This window comes from Vibrio sp. Vb1166 (assembly GCF_033338695.1).
Taxonomy (GTDB): domain Bacteria; phylum Pseudomonadota; class Gammaproteobacteria; order Enterobacterales; family Vibrionaceae; genus Vibrio; species Vibrio alginolyticus.
In genome coordinates this window covers 80,522-97,665 of the sequence record NZ_JAWOTE010000012.1, presented here as the reverse complement: position 1 = coordinate 97,665, position 17,144 = coordinate 80,522, and the positions used below count along the sequence as shown (strand labels likewise).

Genomic DNA, 17,144 nt, shown 5'->3' with positions numbered 1-17,144 from the left:
TTACCTGCCTCTATTCATCGAATCAGACAATAATTATGTTCACTTCTGCCCCATCGTCACTATGCGTCTTGCGTTTGTCCGCTATCGGAGACGTTTGCAATACTATCGCCACAATTCAAGCTATTCAGAAACACTGGCCTTCGACCCAGATTACTTGGATAACGGGTAAACTTGAAGCCCAGTTATTAGCCGCCATCGATGGTGTAGAAGTGATTGTTTTTGATAAAAAAGCGGGACTTGATGGCTACAAATCACTTTGGCGACAGCTGAAAGGCAGAGAGTTTGATGCGCTATTGCATATGCAGTACGCGATTCGAGCGAGTGTCGCAACGTTGGGCATTAAAGCAAAATACAAACTTGGTTTCTCTTCTGATAGAAGCCAGGACTTTCAAACACTATTTACCAATGTCAAAGTGCCTTCCCCGCAATCTCTGCATGTCGCAGATGGCTTAATGGCCTTTGCCCATCAAATTGGGGTACCAAAGGCAGGACTAGACTGGGTACTTTCTTATTCAGACCACGACCAAGCTTGGGCAGAGTCTCATATTTCTCGTAGTAAACCTAACCTGCTGATTGTGCCTGGTGCGAGCAAAGCTTATAAAAACTGGAACGCGGAAGGTTATGTAGATGTGATTCATCACGCCAGAGCAAAAGGCTGGAACGTGATTCTGGCAGGCAGCCCTGCTCAGGTAGAATTGGATCTGGCAGAAGCCATTCAATCTCGCTTGGAAGAACCGTGTCTAAATTTAGTTGGACAAAGTTCAATTCTGCAAATGCTTGCGTTAATAGATAAGGTTGAAATGGTCATCGCCCCCGATACCGGACCAGCACACATGGCGAATGCCATGAAAACGCCAATCATCGGGCTCTATGCACACCATAATCCGCTGCGAGTGGGACCTTACCGTTATCTAAAATACGTTGTCTCAGTGTATGAAGAAACGATCTTTGCGGAAACAGGCAAAAACAGTCACGAGTTAAGCTGGCGAACTCGCGCTAAAGATGAAACGGCAATGAACCGCATTACCAGCACTCAAGTAATGAGCATGTTCGATCAAGTCTTAGAAGATTTGTATCCTCAATACCAGTAAACTTACTGTCTTGATTTGTTAAGAAGGAAATGACCTTGTCCAAACCAACCTTAGCCGTTGCCTTAATTGTAAAAAATGAAGAGAAGCACTTACAAGCTTGTCTAGACACAGTAAAAGATTGGGTCGATGAGATTGTCCTTCTAGACTCGGGCAGCACCGATCGCACTGAAGAAATCGCCCGACAATACACAGATAAGTTTTACACCAACCTAGATTGGCCAGGATTCGGTAAACAGCGCCAACTGGCGCAGCAATACGTTACGGCAGACTACGTTTTGTGGCTTGATGCGGACGAACAAGTCACTCCAGAGCTAAAAGAAAGTATCTTACACGCGGTATCAGCCAATAAGCCGAACGTTTTATACAAACTTAATCGACTAAGCTCAGCGTTTGGTAAGTTCATCTACCATTCTGGTTGGTCTCCAGACTGGATTGTGCGCTTATATCGCACCGAATATACACAATATAATGATTCGCTCGTTCATGAAAAAGTTGATGAGAAAAACTATCAAACTGAAAAACTGGATGGTCGACTGCATCACTACACTTACGAGCACCTTCATCATTACATCAATAAAACCACTGGCTACCTCAAGGCCTGGACGGATGAACGTGAAGGTAAAAAGAAAGCGGGTTTAACGACCGCTATCGTTCACGCTCTTGCTAGCTTTTTGAAGATGTATGTTCTCAAACGAGGCTTCCTTGATGGCAAGCATGGCTTCATTCTAGCTTGGCTAAGCATGCACTCTACTTTTGTAAAATATATCGATCTCTACTTACGTGAACAGGCAAAAAAATCATGAAAACGACTTTAATTATCACCACTTACAACTGGAAAGAAGCATTAAAAGCGGTGTTAGAAAGCGTGAAACGTCAAACCGTTTTGCCTGACGAAGTCATTGTTGCAGATGATGGCTCTCGAGAAGACACCAAAGCAATGGTTGACCAAATGCGTGAAGGTTTTCCGGTTCCACTGATTCATAGTTGGCACGAGGATAATGGCTTTCAGCTTTCAATGAGCCGCAACCGTGCGATCGCCAAAGCATCAGGTGACTACCTCATCATGATTGATGGCGACATGGTGCTGTCCCAAACGTTTATTGAATCACATAAGCAAGTCGCAAAACCAAATTGGTTTGTGCAGGGTGGACGTGTGTTAACGGATGAAAGCTGCAGCAAGGCCATCATGGAAAACGGCTTAGTGCCTTCCATTTTCAGCAAAGGCATTCGCAATCGTAAAAACTGCATCACCAACGCCTTGCTATCGAAATGGTTCTCTTACGAGCGTAATAACGATAAAGCCACTCGCGGCTGCAACATGGCGTTTTGGCGACAAGATGTCATCGAGGTGAATGGCTTCAACCAAGATTTTGTTGGATGGGGACGCGAAGACAGCGAGTTTGTTCATCGCATGTTGAATGCGGGTAAGTCACGTCTTTACCTAAAATTCGCAGGTGTAGGCTACCACTTGTACCACGTAGAAAACTCTCGCGCGTCACTCGGACAAAATGACGAGATTTTAGAGAACACCATTAAAAACAAGCTTAAACGCTGTGAGAATGGTGTTGATCAATTTCTAGAAGCTTAAGATTATAAAAAAGGGGCGTTTCGCCCCTTTTTTATTGTTGCTGAGATAAAGCGAAGTACTTATCGGCAACCATCAATGAGATCAAACGCTCTTTACGTTTATCTTTGAACTGCTCAACCCACTGGTGCGCATTTTCAATGATCGCTAATGCTTCTTGCTCATTCGCTAGGTAATAATCCATCTTTTCGGGCAAATCCGAATAGTCATCCTTCACTTCAACATAGTGGACGCCTGCCTCTAACTTACCTTCCATAAACCAAGTCTCATATTTTGGCTTTGACATAATAACCAAGGAGTTAGACGACATAGCCCACTTAAGGTTGGTGGCCACATCATTGCCTTCTATACAGAGCAAAAACTTATACTGCAGTTGCTCTTCAATACTCATAAAGCCCTTTTCCCATGGTTTCCCTTCTACCGGGCGGGTCTGGCCAATATTGCATTGCGGATGGTTGTAAAACGCATGAATCACCTTTTTACGATGCGGCTGAAAACCCACGCCGCGCCACGCTACCATGTCCTTTTTATCTTGATAGCGAACAGGATCGTCAATAAATTTAAAATGACGAACTTGATTAAGTTTCAACACCACTGAATTTTGGTTGTTACCAAAAATAGGGCGGCTTTTTATAAAGCTCGGTACATTGGGGATGTGTGTAACATCGCCGTTGATGTAGTTAAACGCAAAACTGGAAGGGAAATAGCGTACAACTTGGCGAAGATCGAAAAAATACGTCCAGCCTTTCGTTTTTTTGAATGTATCGATGGTCGAGTAATTTTGTTCTCGGCTATCGACTGAAAACGGCGTTTCACACTTATTGTAATAGTTCACTCGCTGAAGACAGCGGTGCTGCTCTGCTTCGGTCAGATTCGAAAGTAAACGCTTGGCTTGTGCTCGATATACAAAGCGAGGGATAAGTATCGAGAGAGCGTTTGAGAAATAATAAGGGAACTTACTGTCTTTCATTCAGTTTTTCCCCAATCGCGATGGCTACTGGCTTGGGAACGAATTGTTCGATACTTCCGCCATGAATCGCTACTTCTCTCACGATAGTCGACGACAAAAACGCAAACTCTTCTTCAGGAGTTAAAAATACGCTCTCGATTCCTGGTAATAGCTTTCGGTACATGTTGGTCAGTCCAAACTCGTATTCAAAGTCTACCGTTGTTCGTAAACCACGAATAAGAACCTTAGCTTTCTCATCTCTCGCGAAATCCACTAATAACCCGGAGAACCCCTTTACCGTCACACCAGGTAAATGCGCTACAACGTCCTTCATCAGTGCAACGCGCTCTTCCAATGAAAACATAGTGTTCTTCGATGGGCTTGCGGCTACGCCAATCACAACCTCATCAAACATTTCGTGAGTACGTTCTATTAGATTGAGGTGACCATTAGTCACTGGATCAAAAGTGCCCGGATAAATGACTTTCATATAATTTACTAAGTTATTCGAAACTGATTGAATTATTGAGGCTCGAACGCAAGATTACAACAACTTAAGCTCGATAATAGCTCGACTTACTTCTGACACTCACTACAAAAGAAGGTATTACGTTGGCCAATCTTTAGCTCTTGAAGTCGTTCGCCACACTCTGGGCATGGCTCTCCGGGTTTTCCGTAAACCAATAACTCTTGTGCAAAGTAACCCGGCTTTCCATCGGCTTGCGCAAAATCTTTCAGAGTAGTCCCACCTTGCGTAATGGCAATCTCAAGTGTCATTTTGATATTTTCAACAAGTAACCTCCACTCTTGAGAAGTCAACTTACCTGCGGGCCTTGAAGGGTGAATTCGAGATTTAAACAACGACTCATTCGCGTAGATGTTCCCAACACCAACCACGACTTTGTTGTCCATGATGAACTGCTTGACGGCGACACGCTTATTTTTAGCTTTCTCCGCTACATATTCCGCATTGAACTCTTCAGTTAAAGGCTCAGGCCCCATGTTTGCTAGCACAGCATGTGACTCGCCAGGAGCACACCACAGCCATGCCCCAAAACGACGCGGATCGTTATAACGCAGTATTTTTCCACTGCTTAGTTTGAGATCCACATGATCGTGCTTTGCTGGCGGAAAGTCGGCATCTAGGACACGTAAAGACCCAGACATGCCCAAGTGAACAATGGCTGTACCTGTGTTTGTCTCGATCAGTAAGTATTTCGCACGACGGCTAATCGCACGGATCACCTGCCCTTCCAATTTTTTAAGCTCTGTAGGAATATCCCAGCGCAATTTAGGCGTTCGAAAAGTAAACGACTGGATCGTTTGTCCAACCATGTGGGGGCTAATCCCCATACGGCTCACTTCAACTTCTGGCAACTCAGGCATTAGATTCTCCAATTCACCGGCTAATAGTTCTCGCTGCTAGCATAATCGAAAAGAAAAACGATAAATAGGGAAGCTTATTAGGGGTATAGGCGCAAAAAGGCTCTACTCTGGCATAAGGTAGTTTTCATCGACGGAGATAGCGACCCATTTGTCTTGCCAGGTTTTAAATAGCCAAAAATCAGGTAAACGAAAGAAAGTCACCCGCTGCGGCTCTTCGAGATCCTGATACCAAACTTCTACCGTTTCAGGTACCGTCAGGTTAGGTTTTAAATGATCGTACTGTTCTGAGGTGAGCTCGGTCCCTTCCAATGATTGCCAGCGTGATACAAGTTCACTGATCGGTGCATCAACTTTGATGTTGGATTGCCATCGTCCATCATGCAGTTCAAACTCCCAGCCACTATAGTACAAAGACTCCACCGTATAGTCGGAGCGAAGTACATTTGGGTAAGGGTCTGCTTGGTCTGTTAATAGGTAAGTTTTGATCCACATCGGCGCATTTAAGATCACTATAAACGCGATAATGCCCAGAATAAGAATATTGTTCCATCGGCGGCGACGAGCCGGACTCACACGCATAACCATCTCTACTCTCTTATCGTTATGAGTAAACTACCAAAGAGTATTGAGCTTGACTAGAACAACGGTGTGCAAGTGTGTAGGGAAGTGGTAACGAAGCGGCAGAGAGCGATCAATCAAAAATTCGAGTATAGAGTCGGACCAGTAAAATAACTTCAGCAGTACTTTATAATCCGATGACGTACTGAACACTTTATCTTCAGCACTTTTATTCAGGTAATAAAAAACCCAACTCGAAAGTTGGGTTTTTCAATTCATCAAAGAGACTGAAACCAATTATTTGATTTTTGCTTCTTTGTACATAACGTGCTGGCGAACTACTGGATCAAACTTTTTGATCTCAAATTTGCCTGGCATGTTACGCTTGTTCTTATCAGTTGTGTAGAAGTGGCCTGTACCTGCAGAAGATACTAGACGGATTTTCTCACGAACGCCTTTCTTTGCCATTGCTTATTTCCTCTTAAACGTTTTCGCCACGTGCACGCATGTCTGCAAGAACAGTATCAATACCTTTCTTGTCGATGATGCGCATACCTTTAGCAGATAGACGTAGTTTAACAAAACGTTTTTCGCTCTCTACCCAGAAACGATGAGTTTGTAGGTTCGGCAGAAAACGACGCTTAGTAGCATTTCGTGCGTGTGAACGGTTGTTACCCGTTACTGGACGCTTACCAGTTACTTGGCATACTCGTGACATGAATGTCTTCTCCAAAATCGTTTCAGCTCGATATCAACCTTGGTGGCCGAACCTCTCTATCTCTCGAAAAGAAGTTAGAGGTTAAGAACCGCTATGGAAAATCCATACAAGGCTATCAAAGGTCGCGCATTATACTAACTTGATATGCATTGCTCAAGACCCGAACAGATCCTTTTTACAGGTTTTCGTGATCTTTTTTTAGACAGCAGATTTTTTTAGCAGTCCAAGCTGAATTCAGTTAAAAATTTAGTGGCGTGGATGATAGCAGATTTTTAGCAACTAACAACCTAAAAAACGCACAGTTATATCCAGCCTCTTTCAGCAAAAGAGACACTTTCCCCATCTCCGATGACGAAATGGTCCAAAATACGAATATCCACCAATGCTAATGCGTCAATGAGACGCCTTGTAATCCTTCTGTCAGCTTGGCTCGGCTCAGCAACCCCTGAAGGATGATTGTGCGCCAAAATCAAAGCCGCCGCGTTATGATGCAGAGCACGCTTAACAACTTCTCTCGGATACACCGACGCTGCATCCAACGTTCCTTCAAATAAAATTTCATCTTTTATCACTCGGTGCTGGTTATCGAGAAAAAGAATATAAAAAGCCTCTCTTTGCCGATCCCTTAAAATAGAAGACAGATATAACTTAGTTTGGTCGGGGCTGGTTAAGGCATCACCACGCTTTAGCGTCTCCGCCAAGTAACGTTGTGTCATTTCTAGTACAGCTTGCAATTGAACATACTTGGCTTGCCCTAATCCTTTGTGACGACAAAACTCTTCTTCTGATGCTGAAAATAGTTGTCTGAGCGAACCAAAGTCTTGAATAAGGAAGTCTGCAAGCTCAATCACGTTCATTCCGCGGGTGCCTGTGCGCAAGAAGATGGCCAGTAGCTCAGCATCGGTCAAAGCTTGCGGCCCTCGTTGCAGTAGCTTCTCTCTGGGCATGGACTCATTTGGCAAAGCTTTCAGTATCATCTGATGTCTCTTTATATGGAAAGTGTCCCTATTCCACAAAACAAAAAGCGAAAGTCGAGTATGACTTTCGCTTTCTTCGTACTATCAGTGTTTTCCATGCAACTTAACAGTTCATCAGAGTTTAAAGTTGCCAACCAAGCCGTGAATTTCTGTTCCAGACTGTGATAGCTGCGTGCTGATTGACTCGGCATGCTGCAACGTCTCATTAATGTTGTTCACGATCTGTTGAATAGCCACTAAGTTTTGGTTGATGTCTTCTGCAACCGCGCTTTGTTCTTCTGCGGCAGACGCGGTTTGAATACCCATATCTCGAATTGTTCCGATAGAATGATGAACACCAGAAAGAGATTGCTGAATGAGCGCAGATTCTTCCGCCGTTTTGACACCTCGTTTTTGGCTCACCGACATCGTACTGACCGCTCTTGATACACCATTTTGTAGCTGCTTGAGCATGTCGCCAATTTCATGAGTACTATTTTGCGTACGACTGGCTAACGAGCGCACTTCATCCGCAACGACGGCAAACCCTCGACCTTGCTCACCGGCTCTAGCCGCTTCAATCGCCGCATTTAGGGCCAACAAATTCGTTTGCTCGGCTATCTCGCCAATCACATCCAGCACTTTGGTTATTTTTTCGGTCTGTAAACTCAACTCAGAAATTGCATCTGACGTGCTGTCTATCTCCGTCACGAGTTCGGTAATGCCTTCTATTGCTTGCTCGACCTCATGCTGAGCGGCGGTGACTTGACTGTTGGCATCGTCAATTGCCTGCGCGGTCGCATTAGTATTGCTGGCTACTTCTTTGGCAGTCATGCTCATTTGTGTCACCGCAGTCACGACTTTGTCCGTCTCTAAACAGTGGTCCTGCATTTGGCCGCTCGCTTGGCTGGTCTGAGTGTTCAGGCTTTGAGAAACGGTCTGTACTGTCGTCGCAGAGCGATGAATGTCCTGCATCAGTGGGTGCAGCTTATCCATAAACTCATTAAACGCGGCCGCCACTTCACCAACTTCATCCTGACTTTCGACTTTTAAACGAGCCGTTAAGTCACCGCCGCCTGCGGCAACATCTTTTAATGAAGCCGCGACATGTTGTAATGGCTGAATACCTTTAGACACCACGATACTGGTGAGAACACTGGTAATGATCAATCCAATAACGGAAATCAACACGGCAGATAATGTATGCTCTTTTAGCTCTTGAGTCTTTAACTCTCTGTGCATCGCAACTTGCTGGTCGATGTCATCAATATAAACACCAGTACCTAAAACCCAGTCCCATTTCGATAGATATTCTGCATAGCCTAGCTTAGGCGCTTGTGCGTCAATGGTCGGTTTGTGCCACGAGAAATAGAGGAACCCATCCCCTTTTTGAGAAGCGTCAATCAAGCCCGCAATAACTGCGACCCCATTTTCATCTTTTAAGTCGTAAAGGTTTTTACCCTCTAATGCAGGTTTGATGGCGTGCAACGTATTCACACCTTGAGAGTCGTAGGCAAAAAAGTAACCATCGCTTTCAAAGCGCATGGCTTTCAGAATTTCTTTTGCTGCCTCTTTATTACTTCCATTTACATCCGCGTCGTATAACGGTTTTATCGCCGTCACGCCCATCATCATGTAGGCTTGTAACTCTTTCTTTTTCGTTTCGATGAGCTCTTGCCTGTCTCTTGCTAGCTCCGCTTCCAAACTTTTACTGCTGTTGATGTAATACACCACTGAGATCAACGTAGTGATCAACAACAGCGGAATTAGGGTTATCAGCAGCAATTTGTTTCGACTTTTCAACACCATGGTTTCCACTACCTCTTTTTCTTTTCAGACTTGCAAACTCCGCGCAACTTGTCTGTGAGGTAGGCGAGAATTTTCCCTTCCTCGGTCAGATTAATACTCTGGAGTTTGATGTGAATTATCTTCTCGTTATATATGCTCGGGCGGTCAGACTTTGAATTGTGTTAAAATCCGGTCATCAAATTGGAGATCTCACATGCAAACACTAGCAGGAAAGAAAATTCTACTCGGCATCAGTGGCGGTATTGCCGCGTATAAATGTGCGGAGCTAACCCGTCGCCTCATAGAGAGAGGAGCGCAAGTTCAAGTTGTAATGACGAAAGCCGCAAAAGAGTTCATTACCCCTTTAACCATGCAAGCCGTTTCGGGCCGTCCTGTCTCGGACAGTTTACTAGACCCAGCAGCGGAAGCCTCTATGGGCCATATTGAATTGGCCAAATGGGCAGATTTAGTGCTATTAGCGCCCGCGACCGCGGACTTAATCGCGCGCATGTCCGCAGGCATGGGGAACGATTTACTTACTACGCTCGTGCTCGCGACGGATTCCCCTGTTGCTGTTTCTCCTGCGATGAATCAACAGATGTATCGCAATATCGCAACCCAAGAGAACATCGCTACGTTAGCGCGTCGTGGTATGCACATCTGGGGCCCTGCGGCAGGAGAGCAAGCCTGTGGTGATGTGGGACCAGGTCGAATGCTGGAACCAATGCAGCTAGTACATCTATGTGAACAGTTCTTTCAACCAAAATTGTTAGAAGGTAAGTCGATACTCATTACCGCCGGACCAACTCGCGAAGCGATTGATCCAGTGCGTTACATTACTAACCATAGCTCCGGGAAAATGGGCTATGCATTGGCGAGCGCCGCAGCGCAGATGGGAGCAAAAGTCACCCTCGTGAGCGGTCCTGTCAGTTTAAATACGCCCGTAGGTGTTGAGCGCATAAATGTTTCCAGTGCCCAAGAGATGCACGAAGCCGTTATGACACATGCAAACCAGCATGATGCCTTTATTAGCTGCGCTGCCGTTGCCGACTACCGCCCACAAACGATCGCGTCTCAAAAGTTGAAAAAGACAGAAGACAACGACGAAATGGTCATTAATATGGTTAAAAATCCTGATATTGTTGCATCTGTGGCAGCAATGACGGAGAAGCGTCCGTTTACCGTCGGTTTTGCGGCTGAAACCAATGATGTAGAGACCTATGCTCGAGGCAAGTTAACAAAGAAAAACCTCGATATGATCTGTGCAAACGACGTTTCGGTTGCAGGGCAAGGATTTAACAGCAACGACAACGCAATTACCCTTTACTGGCCTGAAGGTGAACTTGCGCTCGCTTTAGAATCAAAAGAAGCATTGAGCTTTAAAATTCTCGAAAAAATGCATCAATTGATGTAACTAACGTTTGAAAACCCTGCCAATTTTTTACAAAAGCTGGCATAAATTTGGTACAAAAATGACAACTAAGGGTGTTAAATCTCCCATTCCACCCTTAGTGGTCTAGTTTGAGGCGAAATAGCGTCTTATAATCCCCTCCGCTCAACTTTGTATTTTGAAAGGAAGTAACTAATGGCCGGCAGTAAAAAATCCAACCGTCGTGAAGAGATCTTACAAGCATTGGCAGAAATGCTTGAATCAACAGATGGCGCTTCACGCATTACTACGGCAAAACTGGCCAAGCAAGTCGGCGTTTCAGAAGCCGCGCTGTATCGTCATTTCCCAAGTAAAGCGCGCATGTTCGAAGGGTTGATTGAGTTCATTGAAGAAGCCTTGATGACACGTATCAACCGTATTCTAGACGACGAAAAAGATACACTAGAGCGTATTCGTATGGTGATGCACCTTATTTTGGCGTTCTCTGAACGTAACCCAGGTCTGACACGCATTTTGTCGGGTCATGCTCTAATGTTTGAAAATGAACGTCTACGTGAACGCATCAATCAACTCTTTGAGCGTATAGAAACACAATTGCGCCAAATCCTGCGTGAACGTAAAATTCGTGAAGGGAAGTCCTTCCCTGTCGAAGAGCGCATCCTAGCCGCGCAAATTCTGGGACAAGTTGAGGGGAGCCTAAACCGCTTTGTGCGTAGCGACTTTAAATACCAGCCGACTGCAAACTTTGACGAGTACTGGGCGCTTTTGAGTGCACAAATAAAGTAAAAGACTATGAGTAAAGACAAATACACGCAGCCCGAGTTTTCTCTTTCACTTCTTCACCCTCGTAACTGGGGCGTATGGCTTGGTTTTGGTCTGTTGGCCATCCTCGTCAATATTCTTCCTTATCGGCTGCTGCTTTCATTAGGTCGTTCACTCGGTAAACTTGGCATGCGCTACGGTAAAAAGCGTGTCCACGTTGCTCAGCGCAACTTAGAATTGGCCTTTCCAGACAAAACACCTGAAGAGATTCAACATATTGTTGAAGAGAACTTCAAAAATACCGGTATGGCACTGATAGAAACCGGAATCACTTGGTTCTGGCCGACTTGGCGCTTTAAAAACCTGATCGTCGAGAAAGATCTCGGCGCACTGCGTGAAAAAGCCAAAGAAGGTAAAGGCGTCCTACTTTGTTGTGTCCACGCTCTTAATCTAGAGATCACTGCGCGTGCTTTCGCCGTGTTAGGCGTGGCCGGGTACGGCGCGTTTCGTCCGCATAATAATCCTGCTTATAACTTTATCCAGTATTGGGGACGGACACATAACGGCAATAAACTGATTGATCGTAAAGATGTAAAAAAGATGATTCGTGTATTACGCAGTGGTGAGCGTCTGTTCTATTTACCGGATCACGATTACGGTCGCAAAAAATCAGTATTTGTGCCCTTCTTTGCCGTAGACGATGCGTGTACAACAACAGGCACGAGCATTCTGGCGTATACCTCAAAATGTGCGATCATCCCAGGCTCAGGGTTTCGCAATGACGAAGGAAAATACGACATCATCGCCGATAAGTGCATTGAAGCCGACTATCCACAAAAAGACGAAGTCGCCGCTGCCGCTTATATGAACAAGTATGTGGAAGAAGTCATTCTACGCGCTCCAGAGCAATGGATGTGGCTCCATAAACGCTATAAAACCATGCAAGATGAGCATGTCGAGAAAGGCATTCGCTATAAGTAAGTGGTCAAGGCGATGAATCCAAAAACAAAAAAGGGCAGATGAATACCCATCTGCCCTTTTTACTTTTTCAGAAAAAGTAACCAATTAAATGCCGTATTCTGCGCGGTATGCTTTGACTGCTTCTAGATGCTCTTTGTCTGTGCCTTTCTCTTCAAGGAAAGTCACAAGGTCAGTCAGGCTAACGATCGAGATGATTGCACAACCAAAGTCACGCTCCACTTCTTGGATCGCAGACAATTCACCTTTGCCTTTTTCTTGGCGGTCAATCGCAACCAACACACCAGCAAGGTCTGCACCATTCGCCTTGATGATTTCCATCGATTCACGAATCGCAGTACCTGCTGTGATTACGTCATCCACTAGCATGATTCGACCTTCAAGCGCAGAGCCTACAAGGTTACCGCCTTCGCCGTGATCTTTCGCTTCTTTACGGTTGAAGCAGTAAGGCGTGTCGATATCGTGGTGATCCGCCAGCGCGACTGCTGTTGTCGTCGCGATTGGGATACCTTTGTACGCCGGGCCAAACAGTACATCAAACTCAATGCCAGAATCAGCGAGCGCGGCTGCGTAAAAACGACCAAGACGCGCTAGGTCACGACCAGTATTGAAAAGACCAGCGTTAAAGAAGTACGGGCTTTTACGGCCAGATTTCAAAGTAAACTCACCAAACTTAAGAACTTCTTTCTCAAGTGCAAACTCAATAAATTCACGCTGGTATGCTTTCATTATTTTCTCTCTATGTCCTTGGTTTCTTGTGTCTCTTCTCGACAATCATTCATTTCTCTATTGTCGAGATAAAAAAATAGCCCCCATAATGGGAGCTATCTAAATCAATTGGCTAACGCCGCCTTCTGCGCTGCGACAATTTCCGTAATGCCGACTTTCGCCGACTCGAGCAATGCCATCAGCTGTTCGTGACTGAACGGTTCACCTTCTGCGGTGCCCTGAATTTCAATCATCTTGCCTTCTTCTGTCATTACCACGTTCATGTCTGTGTCTGCCGCTGAATCTTCAACGTATTCAAGGTCACACAGAACATCATCACCTAGCAAACCAACTGAAACTGCCGCTACGTGGCCTTTCATTGGGTTTGCTTTTAGCTTGCCGCTATCTACTAGGTGTTGGAATGCATCGGCCATTGCAACACTTGCGCCGCTGATGGATGCAGTACGCGTACCACCGTCAGCTTGGATAACGTCACAGTCAACGGTGATCATGAACTCACCCATGGCTTTTAGGTCGACAACAGCGCGTAGGCTTCGCGCGATAAGACGCTGAATTTCCATCGTACGGCCGCCTTGTTTGCCACTTGCCGCTTCACGACGAGTACGCGAATGTGTTGCTCGAGGTAGCATGCCGTATTCAGCTGTAACCCAGCCTTTACCTTGACCTTTTAGCCAACGTGGCACAGATTCTTCGACGGTCGCATTACACAACACTTTGGTGTTACCGAACTCAACTAGCACTGACCCTTCAGCGTAAGCTGTGTAGTTACGAGTAATTTTGATAGGGCGAACTTGATCCGCCTTGCGATCGTTTGGACGCATGGGCATCTACCTTAAATATGAGGAGAAGACGATTTGGTTGGGCGAAGATTATAACGGAATCGATTCCGGATTCATAGGTTACGCCGCTGGCACAACATAAACAATCCATACATCCCGCGCACCTATCGACGCAGCGTGATACACTCTTGAAGTAATTTTCAAAAAATGAAGACAGGAAAATTCGATGATTTACAGTATGACAGCGTATGCACGCAAAGAAGTAAAAGGCGATTGGGGTTCTGCGGTATGGGAAATCCGCAGCGTGAACCAGCGTTATTTAGAAACATACTTCCGCATGCCAGAGCAATTTCGCGGGTTAGAGCCCGTTTTACGTGAGCGCTTTCGTAAGCGCTTAGCGCGAGGCAAAGTAGAATGTAATCTGCGTTTTGAAGCAAACCCTGCCGCAAAAGGTGAGCTTAGCATCAATGAAGCGCTTGCTAGCCAGGTAATTAAAGCCGCTGAACAAGTCATGCACATGACTGGTGAACTGAGCCGAATCAATCCATTTCAAGTCATGCAATGGCCGGGGGTAATGGAAACGCCAGAGCAAGACATGGATGCAGTAAATAAAGTGCTACTAGAAGCGTTTGATGGCGCAATGGATGAATTTATTGAAGCGCGCGCTCGTGAAGGCGAGAACATGAAAGCGCTGATTGAACAGCGTTTAGACGCCATCTCTGCAGAAGTCGTAAAAGTGCGTGCCCGCATGCCAGAAATTTTAGAATGGCAACGTGAGCGACTATTCTCGAAGTTCGAAGACGCTAAAGTGGAACTGGATCCATCTCGTATCGAGCAAGAGTTGATTTTGCTAGCGCAAAAATCGGATGTTGCTGAAGAGCTCGATCGCTTGGACTCTCACGTAAAAGAAACCACAAACATTCTGAAAAAAGGTGGCGCAGTGGGTCGCCGTCTAGATTTTATGATGCAAGAGTTCAACCGTGAATCAAACACGCTAGCGTCGAAATCCATCAGCACCGACATCACCGCATCGGGCGTTGAACTGAAAGTTCTAATTGAACAGATGCGTGAGCAGATCCAAAACATTGAATGATCTAAAAGTCATCGAGTATTGAAACAAAAAAGCCCCGCTAGTGCGGGGCTTTCTTTTACTCATCTTTTTCCAAGGTTCTGTTATCAACGTAGGGCCAATAATGGTGTCCAATTCTGATCAGCAAAGTAGCCGCAGCCAAAATAAACGCAGCCAGAGATAACCACACAACCAAAACCGCATCCAGCTCTTTCATTCCGAGAGTGATATAGCGGGCGATCGCCATCATCGCGATGTAGATAGGATAGCGTACCGGAATTTTACCGTTCATCACGAACTGCTGCACCATGGCGAGCACTTCCAGATAGATAAACATCAACAGAATATCTGTGAGTAAGACACGCTTCTCTACAAATACGTGCACAAACTCTTGCATCATGGCGTACAACGTCGCCAAGGTAATAGAGACTAATAATACCGCCTCCAAAATATGGAAGATTCTCAGGAAAGGTCGACTAAAGGATTTCGGTAAATTCGACGGCATGGTCCATTATCCAAACAAAGAAAATAGGCCTTGAGTTTAGCATGCAACGATCTTCAATCAATCAGAATAAACATCAGTGTAAATCGACTCCAAGTCCTGGCATTTGCTTATAAAAACGCTCCGCTTATTTGGCGGAGCGCTTTTGTGTTATAGGACCTGTGGCATCACTTACGCCACTTGCTGCTTTTTTTCAGCTACGCGCTTTTTCTTCCGATATTTAGGGTGAGTGATCGGAATCGCAGATAGGAGTTTTTTGGTGTATTCGTTTTGCGGGTTTGCATAAATTTCTTTAGCACTGCCTGCTTCTACCACTTTGCCAAAATACATCACGGCAACTTTGTCAGAAACATGTTTCACCACCGAGAGATCGTGAGAGATAAATATGATCGCCAAGTTCATTTCTTGTTGCAGTTGTAGCAATAGGTTCAAGATTTGCGCCTGTACCGACACATCTAACGCAGATACCGATTCATCACAAATCAGCAGTTTAGGCTTCAATGCAATCGCGCGAGCGATACCGATACGCTGCCGTTGCCCGCCTGAAAATTCATGTGGATAACGGTTTACTGCCGTTTCTGGTAATCCCACTTTGATTAAAAGCTCTTTTACCCATTGTTTACGCTCTGTTGGTGTGCCAATTTTATGAATAACAAACGGTTCTTCCAGAATCATACCGATGGTATGACGCTGATTGAGTGACTCCATTGGGTCTTGAAAGACGATTTGCATGTCTTTACGCAGCGATCGCATCTCTTTCACAGACAATTTAGTGATGTCTTTACCTTCAAAGAAAATCTTACCTTCTGTTGGCTCGTATAACTTTAAGATCGTGCGACCAAGGGTGCTTTTACCACAACCTGACTCACCAACTAGCCCCAGTGTTTCACCTTCAGAAACAGACAGTGAAACTCCGTCTACCGCTTTGATGGTGTAGCCTTTCTTGAACAGCCCTTTACCAGAAACAAAGTGCTGCTTAAGATTTTCAATTCTTAATACTTCTTTTGCCATAACATCCTCTTTTATGACTGGTTCACTTTGCTCAGTTAACTGGCAAACATACTGGCATCAATAGGCTTGATATCGATCATCTGCTTTGGCTCATTATCTAAGCTCGGCATCAACCCCATCAAACGCTCTGTATATGGGTGCTGTGGGTTATCAAACAACTCAAAAATTTCTGCTTTTTCGACAATACGTCCGCCATACATCACGGCAACATCATCACACACTTCTGCCACAACCCCGAGATCGTGAGTGATGAAGATCATCGCCATGCCCGTTTCTTCCTGAAGCTCGTTCATCAGTTCAAGGATAGACGCCTGAACCGTAACATCCAACGCTGTAGTCGGTTCATCACAAATCAGAATATCCGGCTTACAGGCCAATGCCATCGCGATCATGACACGCTGGCGCATACCACCAGATAGGTTATGGGGATACTCATTCAATCGCTTCTCTGGCATTGGAATTTTTACTTTTGCCAGCATTTCAATCGAGTACGCCTCCCGCTCCTTTTTGTCGAGCTCAGGTCGATGGAGCTCAAGCACTTCACATATTTGACGACCAATGGTGTGCACTGGGTTGAGCGCAGTCATCGGGTCTTGGAAGATGATCGAAATGCGATCGCCACGCATGGCGTACATCTCTTCCGCAGGCAAATCAACTAGGTTGGTGCCGCGATAATTCACTTCACCTTTGATAATGTTGCCATATGGCTTAGGTAATAGCCCCATGATCGACATTGAGGTTACGCTCTTGCCACTACCTGACTCTCCCACCAGGCCGAGTGTACGTCCAGCTCTCACATCAAAGTTCACACCATGCAGAACCTTCACTGGCCCATCATCGGTGGTAAATTCAACTTCGAGATCTTTAACACTTAGGATTACATCGTTTTCCAT

Annotated in this window: 20 protein-coding genes; 7 read left to right on the top strand and 13 right to left on the bottom strand. The window is 45.3% G+C overall.

Features of this window, described 5'->3' with window-relative positions:
* The first annotated feature begins 35 nt into the window (after positions 1 to 35).
* From R7E51_RS13880 to R7E51_RS13870, 3 genes are read left to right on the top strand one after another with little or no spacing between them, the layout of a single operon-like run.
* Positions 36 to 1,091 carry a glycosyltransferase family 9 protein gene (locus R7E51_RS13880; RefSeq protein ID WP_005384789.1) on the top strand — a complete coding sequence of 352 codons (1,056 nt, stop codon included), beginning with the start codon at positions 36 to 38 and terminating at the stop codon, positions 1,089 to 1,091.
* 35 nt (positions 1,092 to 1,126) lie between these two features.
* Positions 1,127 to 1,894 carry a glycosyltransferase family 2 protein gene (locus R7E51_RS13875; RefSeq protein ID WP_005395793.1) on the top strand — a complete coding sequence of 256 codons (768 nt, stop codon included), beginning with the start codon at positions 1,127 to 1,129 and terminating at the stop codon, positions 1,892 to 1,894.
* Positions 1,891 to 2,679: a glycosyltransferase family 2 protein gene (locus R7E51_RS13870; RefSeq protein ID WP_005379421.1), complete on the top strand. Its 789-nt coding sequence runs from the start codon at positions 1,891 to 1,893 to the stop codon at positions 2,677 to 2,679. Before R7E51_RS13875 ends, R7E51_RS13870 begins: the two co-directional genes overlap by 4 nt.
* A gap of 31 nt (positions 2,680 to 2,710) precedes the next feature.
* Here R7E51_RS13870 and R7E51_RS13865 read toward each other — a convergent pair whose 3' ends face one another.
* The 8 genes from R7E51_RS13865 to R7E51_RS13830 form a co-directional block, all read right to left on the bottom strand.
* Positions 2,711 to 3,646, bottom strand: a complete 936-nt coding sequence (locus R7E51_RS13865; RefSeq protein ID WP_206957953.1) for a glycosyl transferase family 90 — start codon at positions 3,644 to 3,646, stop codon at positions 2,711 to 2,713.
* Positions 3,633 to 4,115 carry a pantetheine-phosphate adenylyltransferase gene (gene coaD / locus R7E51_RS13860; protein ID WP_206957954.1) on the bottom strand — a complete coding sequence of 161 codons (483 nt, stop codon included), beginning with the start codon at positions 4,113 to 4,115 and terminating at the stop codon, positions 3,633 to 3,635. The genes R7E51_RS13865 and coaD overlap by 14 nt, the downstream gene beginning before the upstream one ends.
* An 86-nt stretch (positions 4,116 to 4,201) precedes the next feature.
* Complete coding sequence (mutM, locus tag R7E51_RS13855; protein WP_042522608.1) at positions 4,202 to 5,011, bottom strand: bifunctional DNA-formamidopyrimidine glycosylase/DNA-(apurinic or apyrimidinic site) lyase; 810 nt, start codon at positions 5,009 to 5,011, stop codon at positions 4,202 to 4,204.
* Between the two features lie 102 nt (positions 5,012 to 5,113).
* A complete protein-coding gene (locus tag R7E51_RS13850; RefSeq protein ID WP_031777180.1) occupies positions 5,114 to 5,590 on the bottom strand; it encodes a hypothetical protein in 477 nt (158 codons plus the stop codon).
* A gap of 276 nt (positions 5,591 to 5,866) precedes the next feature.
* Positions 5,867 to 6,037, bottom strand: a complete 171-nt coding sequence (gene rpmG / locus R7E51_RS13845) for a 50S ribosomal protein L33 (protein WP_004410866.1) — start codon at positions 6,035 to 6,037, stop codon at positions 5,867 to 5,869.
* Between the two features lie 13 nt (positions 6,038 to 6,050).
* Positions 6,051 to 6,287, bottom strand: a complete 237-nt coding sequence (rpmB, locus tag R7E51_RS13840) for a 50S ribosomal protein L28 (RefSeq protein ID WP_005384783.1) — start codon at positions 6,285 to 6,287, stop codon at positions 6,051 to 6,053.
* A 302-nt stretch (positions 6,288 to 6,589) separates the two neighbouring features.
* The gene (radC, locus tag R7E51_RS13835; RefSeq protein ID WP_017820707.1) at positions 6,590 to 7,264 is read right to left on the bottom strand and encodes a RadC family protein; all 675 of its coding nucleotides are present in this window, start codon (positions 7,262 to 7,264) and stop codon (positions 6,590 to 6,592) included.
* A 114-nt stretch (positions 7,265 to 7,378) separates the two neighbouring features.
* Positions 7,379 to 9,052 carry a methyl-accepting chemotaxis protein gene (locus R7E51_RS13830; protein ID WP_017820706.1) on the bottom strand — a complete coding sequence of 558 codons (1,674 nt, stop codon included), beginning with the start codon at positions 9,050 to 9,052 and terminating at the stop codon, positions 7,379 to 7,381.
* Between the two features lie 193 nt (positions 9,053 to 9,245).
* Here R7E51_RS13830 and coaBC point away from each other — a divergent pair, with 193 nt between their 5' ends.
* The 3 genes from coaBC (at position 9,246) to R7E51_RS13815 (ending at position 12,164) form a co-directional block, all read left to right on the top strand.
* Positions 9,246 to 10,445, top strand: a complete 1,200-nt coding sequence (gene coaBC / locus R7E51_RS13825; protein WP_017820705.1) for a bifunctional phosphopantothenoylcysteine decarboxylase/phosphopantothenate--cysteine ligase CoaBC — start codon at positions 9,246 to 9,248, stop codon at positions 10,443 to 10,445.
* Between the two features lie 171 nt (positions 10,446 to 10,616).
* Positions 10,617 to 11,207 (top strand): nucleoid occlusion factor SlmA, encoded by a 591-nt coding sequence (slmA, locus tag R7E51_RS13820; RefSeq protein WP_005379386.1) that lies wholly within the window; start codon positions 10,617 to 10,619, stop codon positions 11,205 to 11,207.
* A gap of 6 nt (positions 11,208 to 11,213) precedes the next feature.
* Positions 11,214 to 12,164 carry a Kdo(2)-lipid IV(A) acyltransferase gene (locus R7E51_RS13815; protein WP_033905948.1) on the top strand — a complete coding sequence of 317 codons (951 nt, stop codon included), beginning with the start codon at positions 11,214 to 11,216 and terminating at the stop codon, positions 12,162 to 12,164.
* Positions 12,165 to 12,248: 84 nt separating this feature from the next.
* On the opposite strand, the gene pyrE is transcribed toward R7E51_RS13815, so the two are convergent.
* The gene (gene pyrE / locus R7E51_RS13810; protein ID WP_017634993.1) at positions 12,249 to 12,890 is read right to left on the bottom strand and encodes an orotate phosphoribosyltransferase; all 642 of its coding nucleotides are present in this window, start codon (positions 12,888 to 12,890) and stop codon (positions 12,249 to 12,251) included.
* Between the two features lie 104 nt (positions 12,891 to 12,994).
* Positions 12,995 to 13,711, bottom strand: a complete 717-nt coding sequence (gene rph, locus R7E51_RS13805) for a ribonuclease PH (protein ID WP_017634994.1) — start codon at positions 13,709 to 13,711, stop codon at positions 12,995 to 12,997.
* A 184-nt stretch (positions 13,712 to 13,895) separates the two neighbouring features.
* On the opposite strand from rph, the gene R7E51_RS13800 reads away from it, so the two are divergent.
* Positions 13,896 to 14,762: a YicC/YloC family endoribonuclease gene (locus R7E51_RS13800; RefSeq protein ID WP_005395766.1), complete on the top strand. Its 867-nt coding sequence runs from the start codon at positions 13,896 to 13,898 to the stop codon at positions 14,760 to 14,762.
* Positions 14,763 to 14,817: 55 nt separating this feature from the next.
* Here the strand turns inward: R7E51_RS13800 and R7E51_RS13795 are convergent, their stop codons facing one another.
* The 3 genes from R7E51_RS13795 to R7E51_RS13785 all read right to left on the bottom strand — a co-directional run bounded on the left by R7E51_RS13795 (position 14,818) and on the right by R7E51_RS13785 (position 17,144).
* Complete coding sequence (locus tag R7E51_RS13795; RefSeq protein ID WP_017820704.1) at positions 14,818 to 15,243, bottom strand: phosphate-starvation-inducible protein PsiE; 426 nt, start codon at positions 15,241 to 15,243, stop codon at positions 14,818 to 14,820.
* A gap of 168 nt (positions 15,244 to 15,411) precedes the next feature.
* Positions 15,412 to 16,251: an ABC transporter ATP-binding protein gene (locus R7E51_RS13790; protein ID WP_005379372.1), complete on the bottom strand. Its 840-nt coding sequence runs from the start codon at positions 16,249 to 16,251 to the stop codon at positions 15,412 to 15,414.
* Positions 16,252 to 16,286: 35 nt separating this feature from the next.
* Complete coding sequence (locus R7E51_RS13785; RefSeq protein WP_005379371.1) at positions 16,287 to 17,144, bottom strand: ABC transporter ATP-binding protein; 858 nt, start codon at positions 17,142 to 17,144, stop codon at positions 16,287 to 16,289.

What these genes read in the sequence shown, in the direction of transcription:
- R7E51_RS13880 (WP_005384789.1), top strand. Translation starts at nt 36, where the DNA reads ATGTTCACTTCTGCCCCATCGTCACTATGCGTCTTGCGTTTGTCCGCT.
- R7E51_RS13870 (WP_005379421.1), top strand. Translation starts at nt 1,891, where the DNA reads ATGAAAACGACTTTAATTATCACCACTTACAACTGGAAAGAAGCATTA.
- R7E51_RS13865 (WP_206957953.1), bottom strand. Translation starts at nt 3,646, where the DNA reads ATGAAAGACAGTAAGTTCCCTTATTATTTCTCAAACGCTCTCTCGATA.
- coaD (WP_206957954.1), bottom strand. Translation starts at nt 4,115, where the DNA reads ATGAAAGTCATTTATCCGGGCACTTTTGATCCAGTGACTAATGGTCAC.
- mutM (WP_042522608.1), bottom strand. Translation starts at nt 5,011, where the DNA reads ATGCCTGAGTTGCCAGAAGTTGAAGTGAGCCGTATGGGGATTAGCCCC.
- R7E51_RS13850 (WP_031777180.1), bottom strand. Translation starts at nt 5,590, where the DNA reads ATGCGTGTGAGTCCGGCTCGTCGCCGCCGATGGAACAATATTCTTATT.
- rpmG (WP_004410866.1), bottom strand. Translation starts at nt 6,037, where the DNA reads ATGGCAAAGAAAGGCGTTCGTGAGAAAATCCGTCTAGTATCTTCTGCA.
- rpmB (WP_005384783.1), bottom strand. Translation starts at nt 6,287, where the DNA reads ATGTCACGAGTATGCCAAGTAACTGGTAAGCGTCCAGTAACGGGTAAC.
- radC (WP_017820707.1), bottom strand. Translation starts at nt 7,264, where the DNA reads ATGATACTGAAAGCTTTGCCAAATGAGTCCATGCCCAGAGAGAAGCTA.
- R7E51_RS13830 (WP_017820706.1), bottom strand. Translation starts at nt 9,052, where the DNA reads ATGGTGTTGAAAAGTCGAAACAAATTGCTGCTGATAACCCTAATTCCG.
- coaBC (WP_017820705.1), top strand. Translation starts at nt 9,246, where the DNA reads ATGCAAACACTAGCAGGAAAGAAAATTCTACTCGGCATCAGTGGCGGT.
- slmA (WP_005379386.1), top strand. Translation starts at nt 10,617, where the DNA reads ATGGCCGGCAGTAAAAAATCCAACCGTCGTGAAGAGATCTTACAAGCA.
- R7E51_RS13815 (WP_033905948.1), top strand. Translation starts at nt 11,214, where the DNA reads ATGAGTAAAGACAAATACACGCAGCCCGAGTTTTCTCTTTCACTTCTT.
- pyrE (WP_017634993.1), bottom strand. Translation starts at nt 12,890, where the DNA reads ATGAAAGCATACCAGCGTGAATTTATTGAGTTTGCACTTGAGAAAGAA.
- rph (WP_017634994.1), bottom strand. Translation starts at nt 13,711, where the DNA reads ATGCGTCCAAACGATCGCAAGGCGGATCAAGTTCGCCCTATCAAAATT.
- R7E51_RS13800 (WP_005395766.1), top strand. Translation starts at nt 13,896, where the DNA reads ATGATTTACAGTATGACAGCGTATGCACGCAAAGAAGTAAAAGGCGAT.
- R7E51_RS13795 (WP_017820704.1), bottom strand. Translation starts at nt 15,243, where the DNA reads ATGCCGTCGAATTTACCGAAATCCTTTAGTCGACCTTTCCTGAGAATC.
- R7E51_RS13790 (WP_005379372.1), bottom strand. Translation starts at nt 16,251, where the DNA reads ATGGCAAAAGAAGTATTAAGAATTGAAAATCTTAAGCAGCACTTTGTT.
- R7E51_RS13785 (WP_005379371.1), bottom strand. Translation starts at nt 17,144, where the DNA reads ATGGAAAACGATGTAATCCTAAGTGTTAAAGATCTCGAAGTTGAATTT.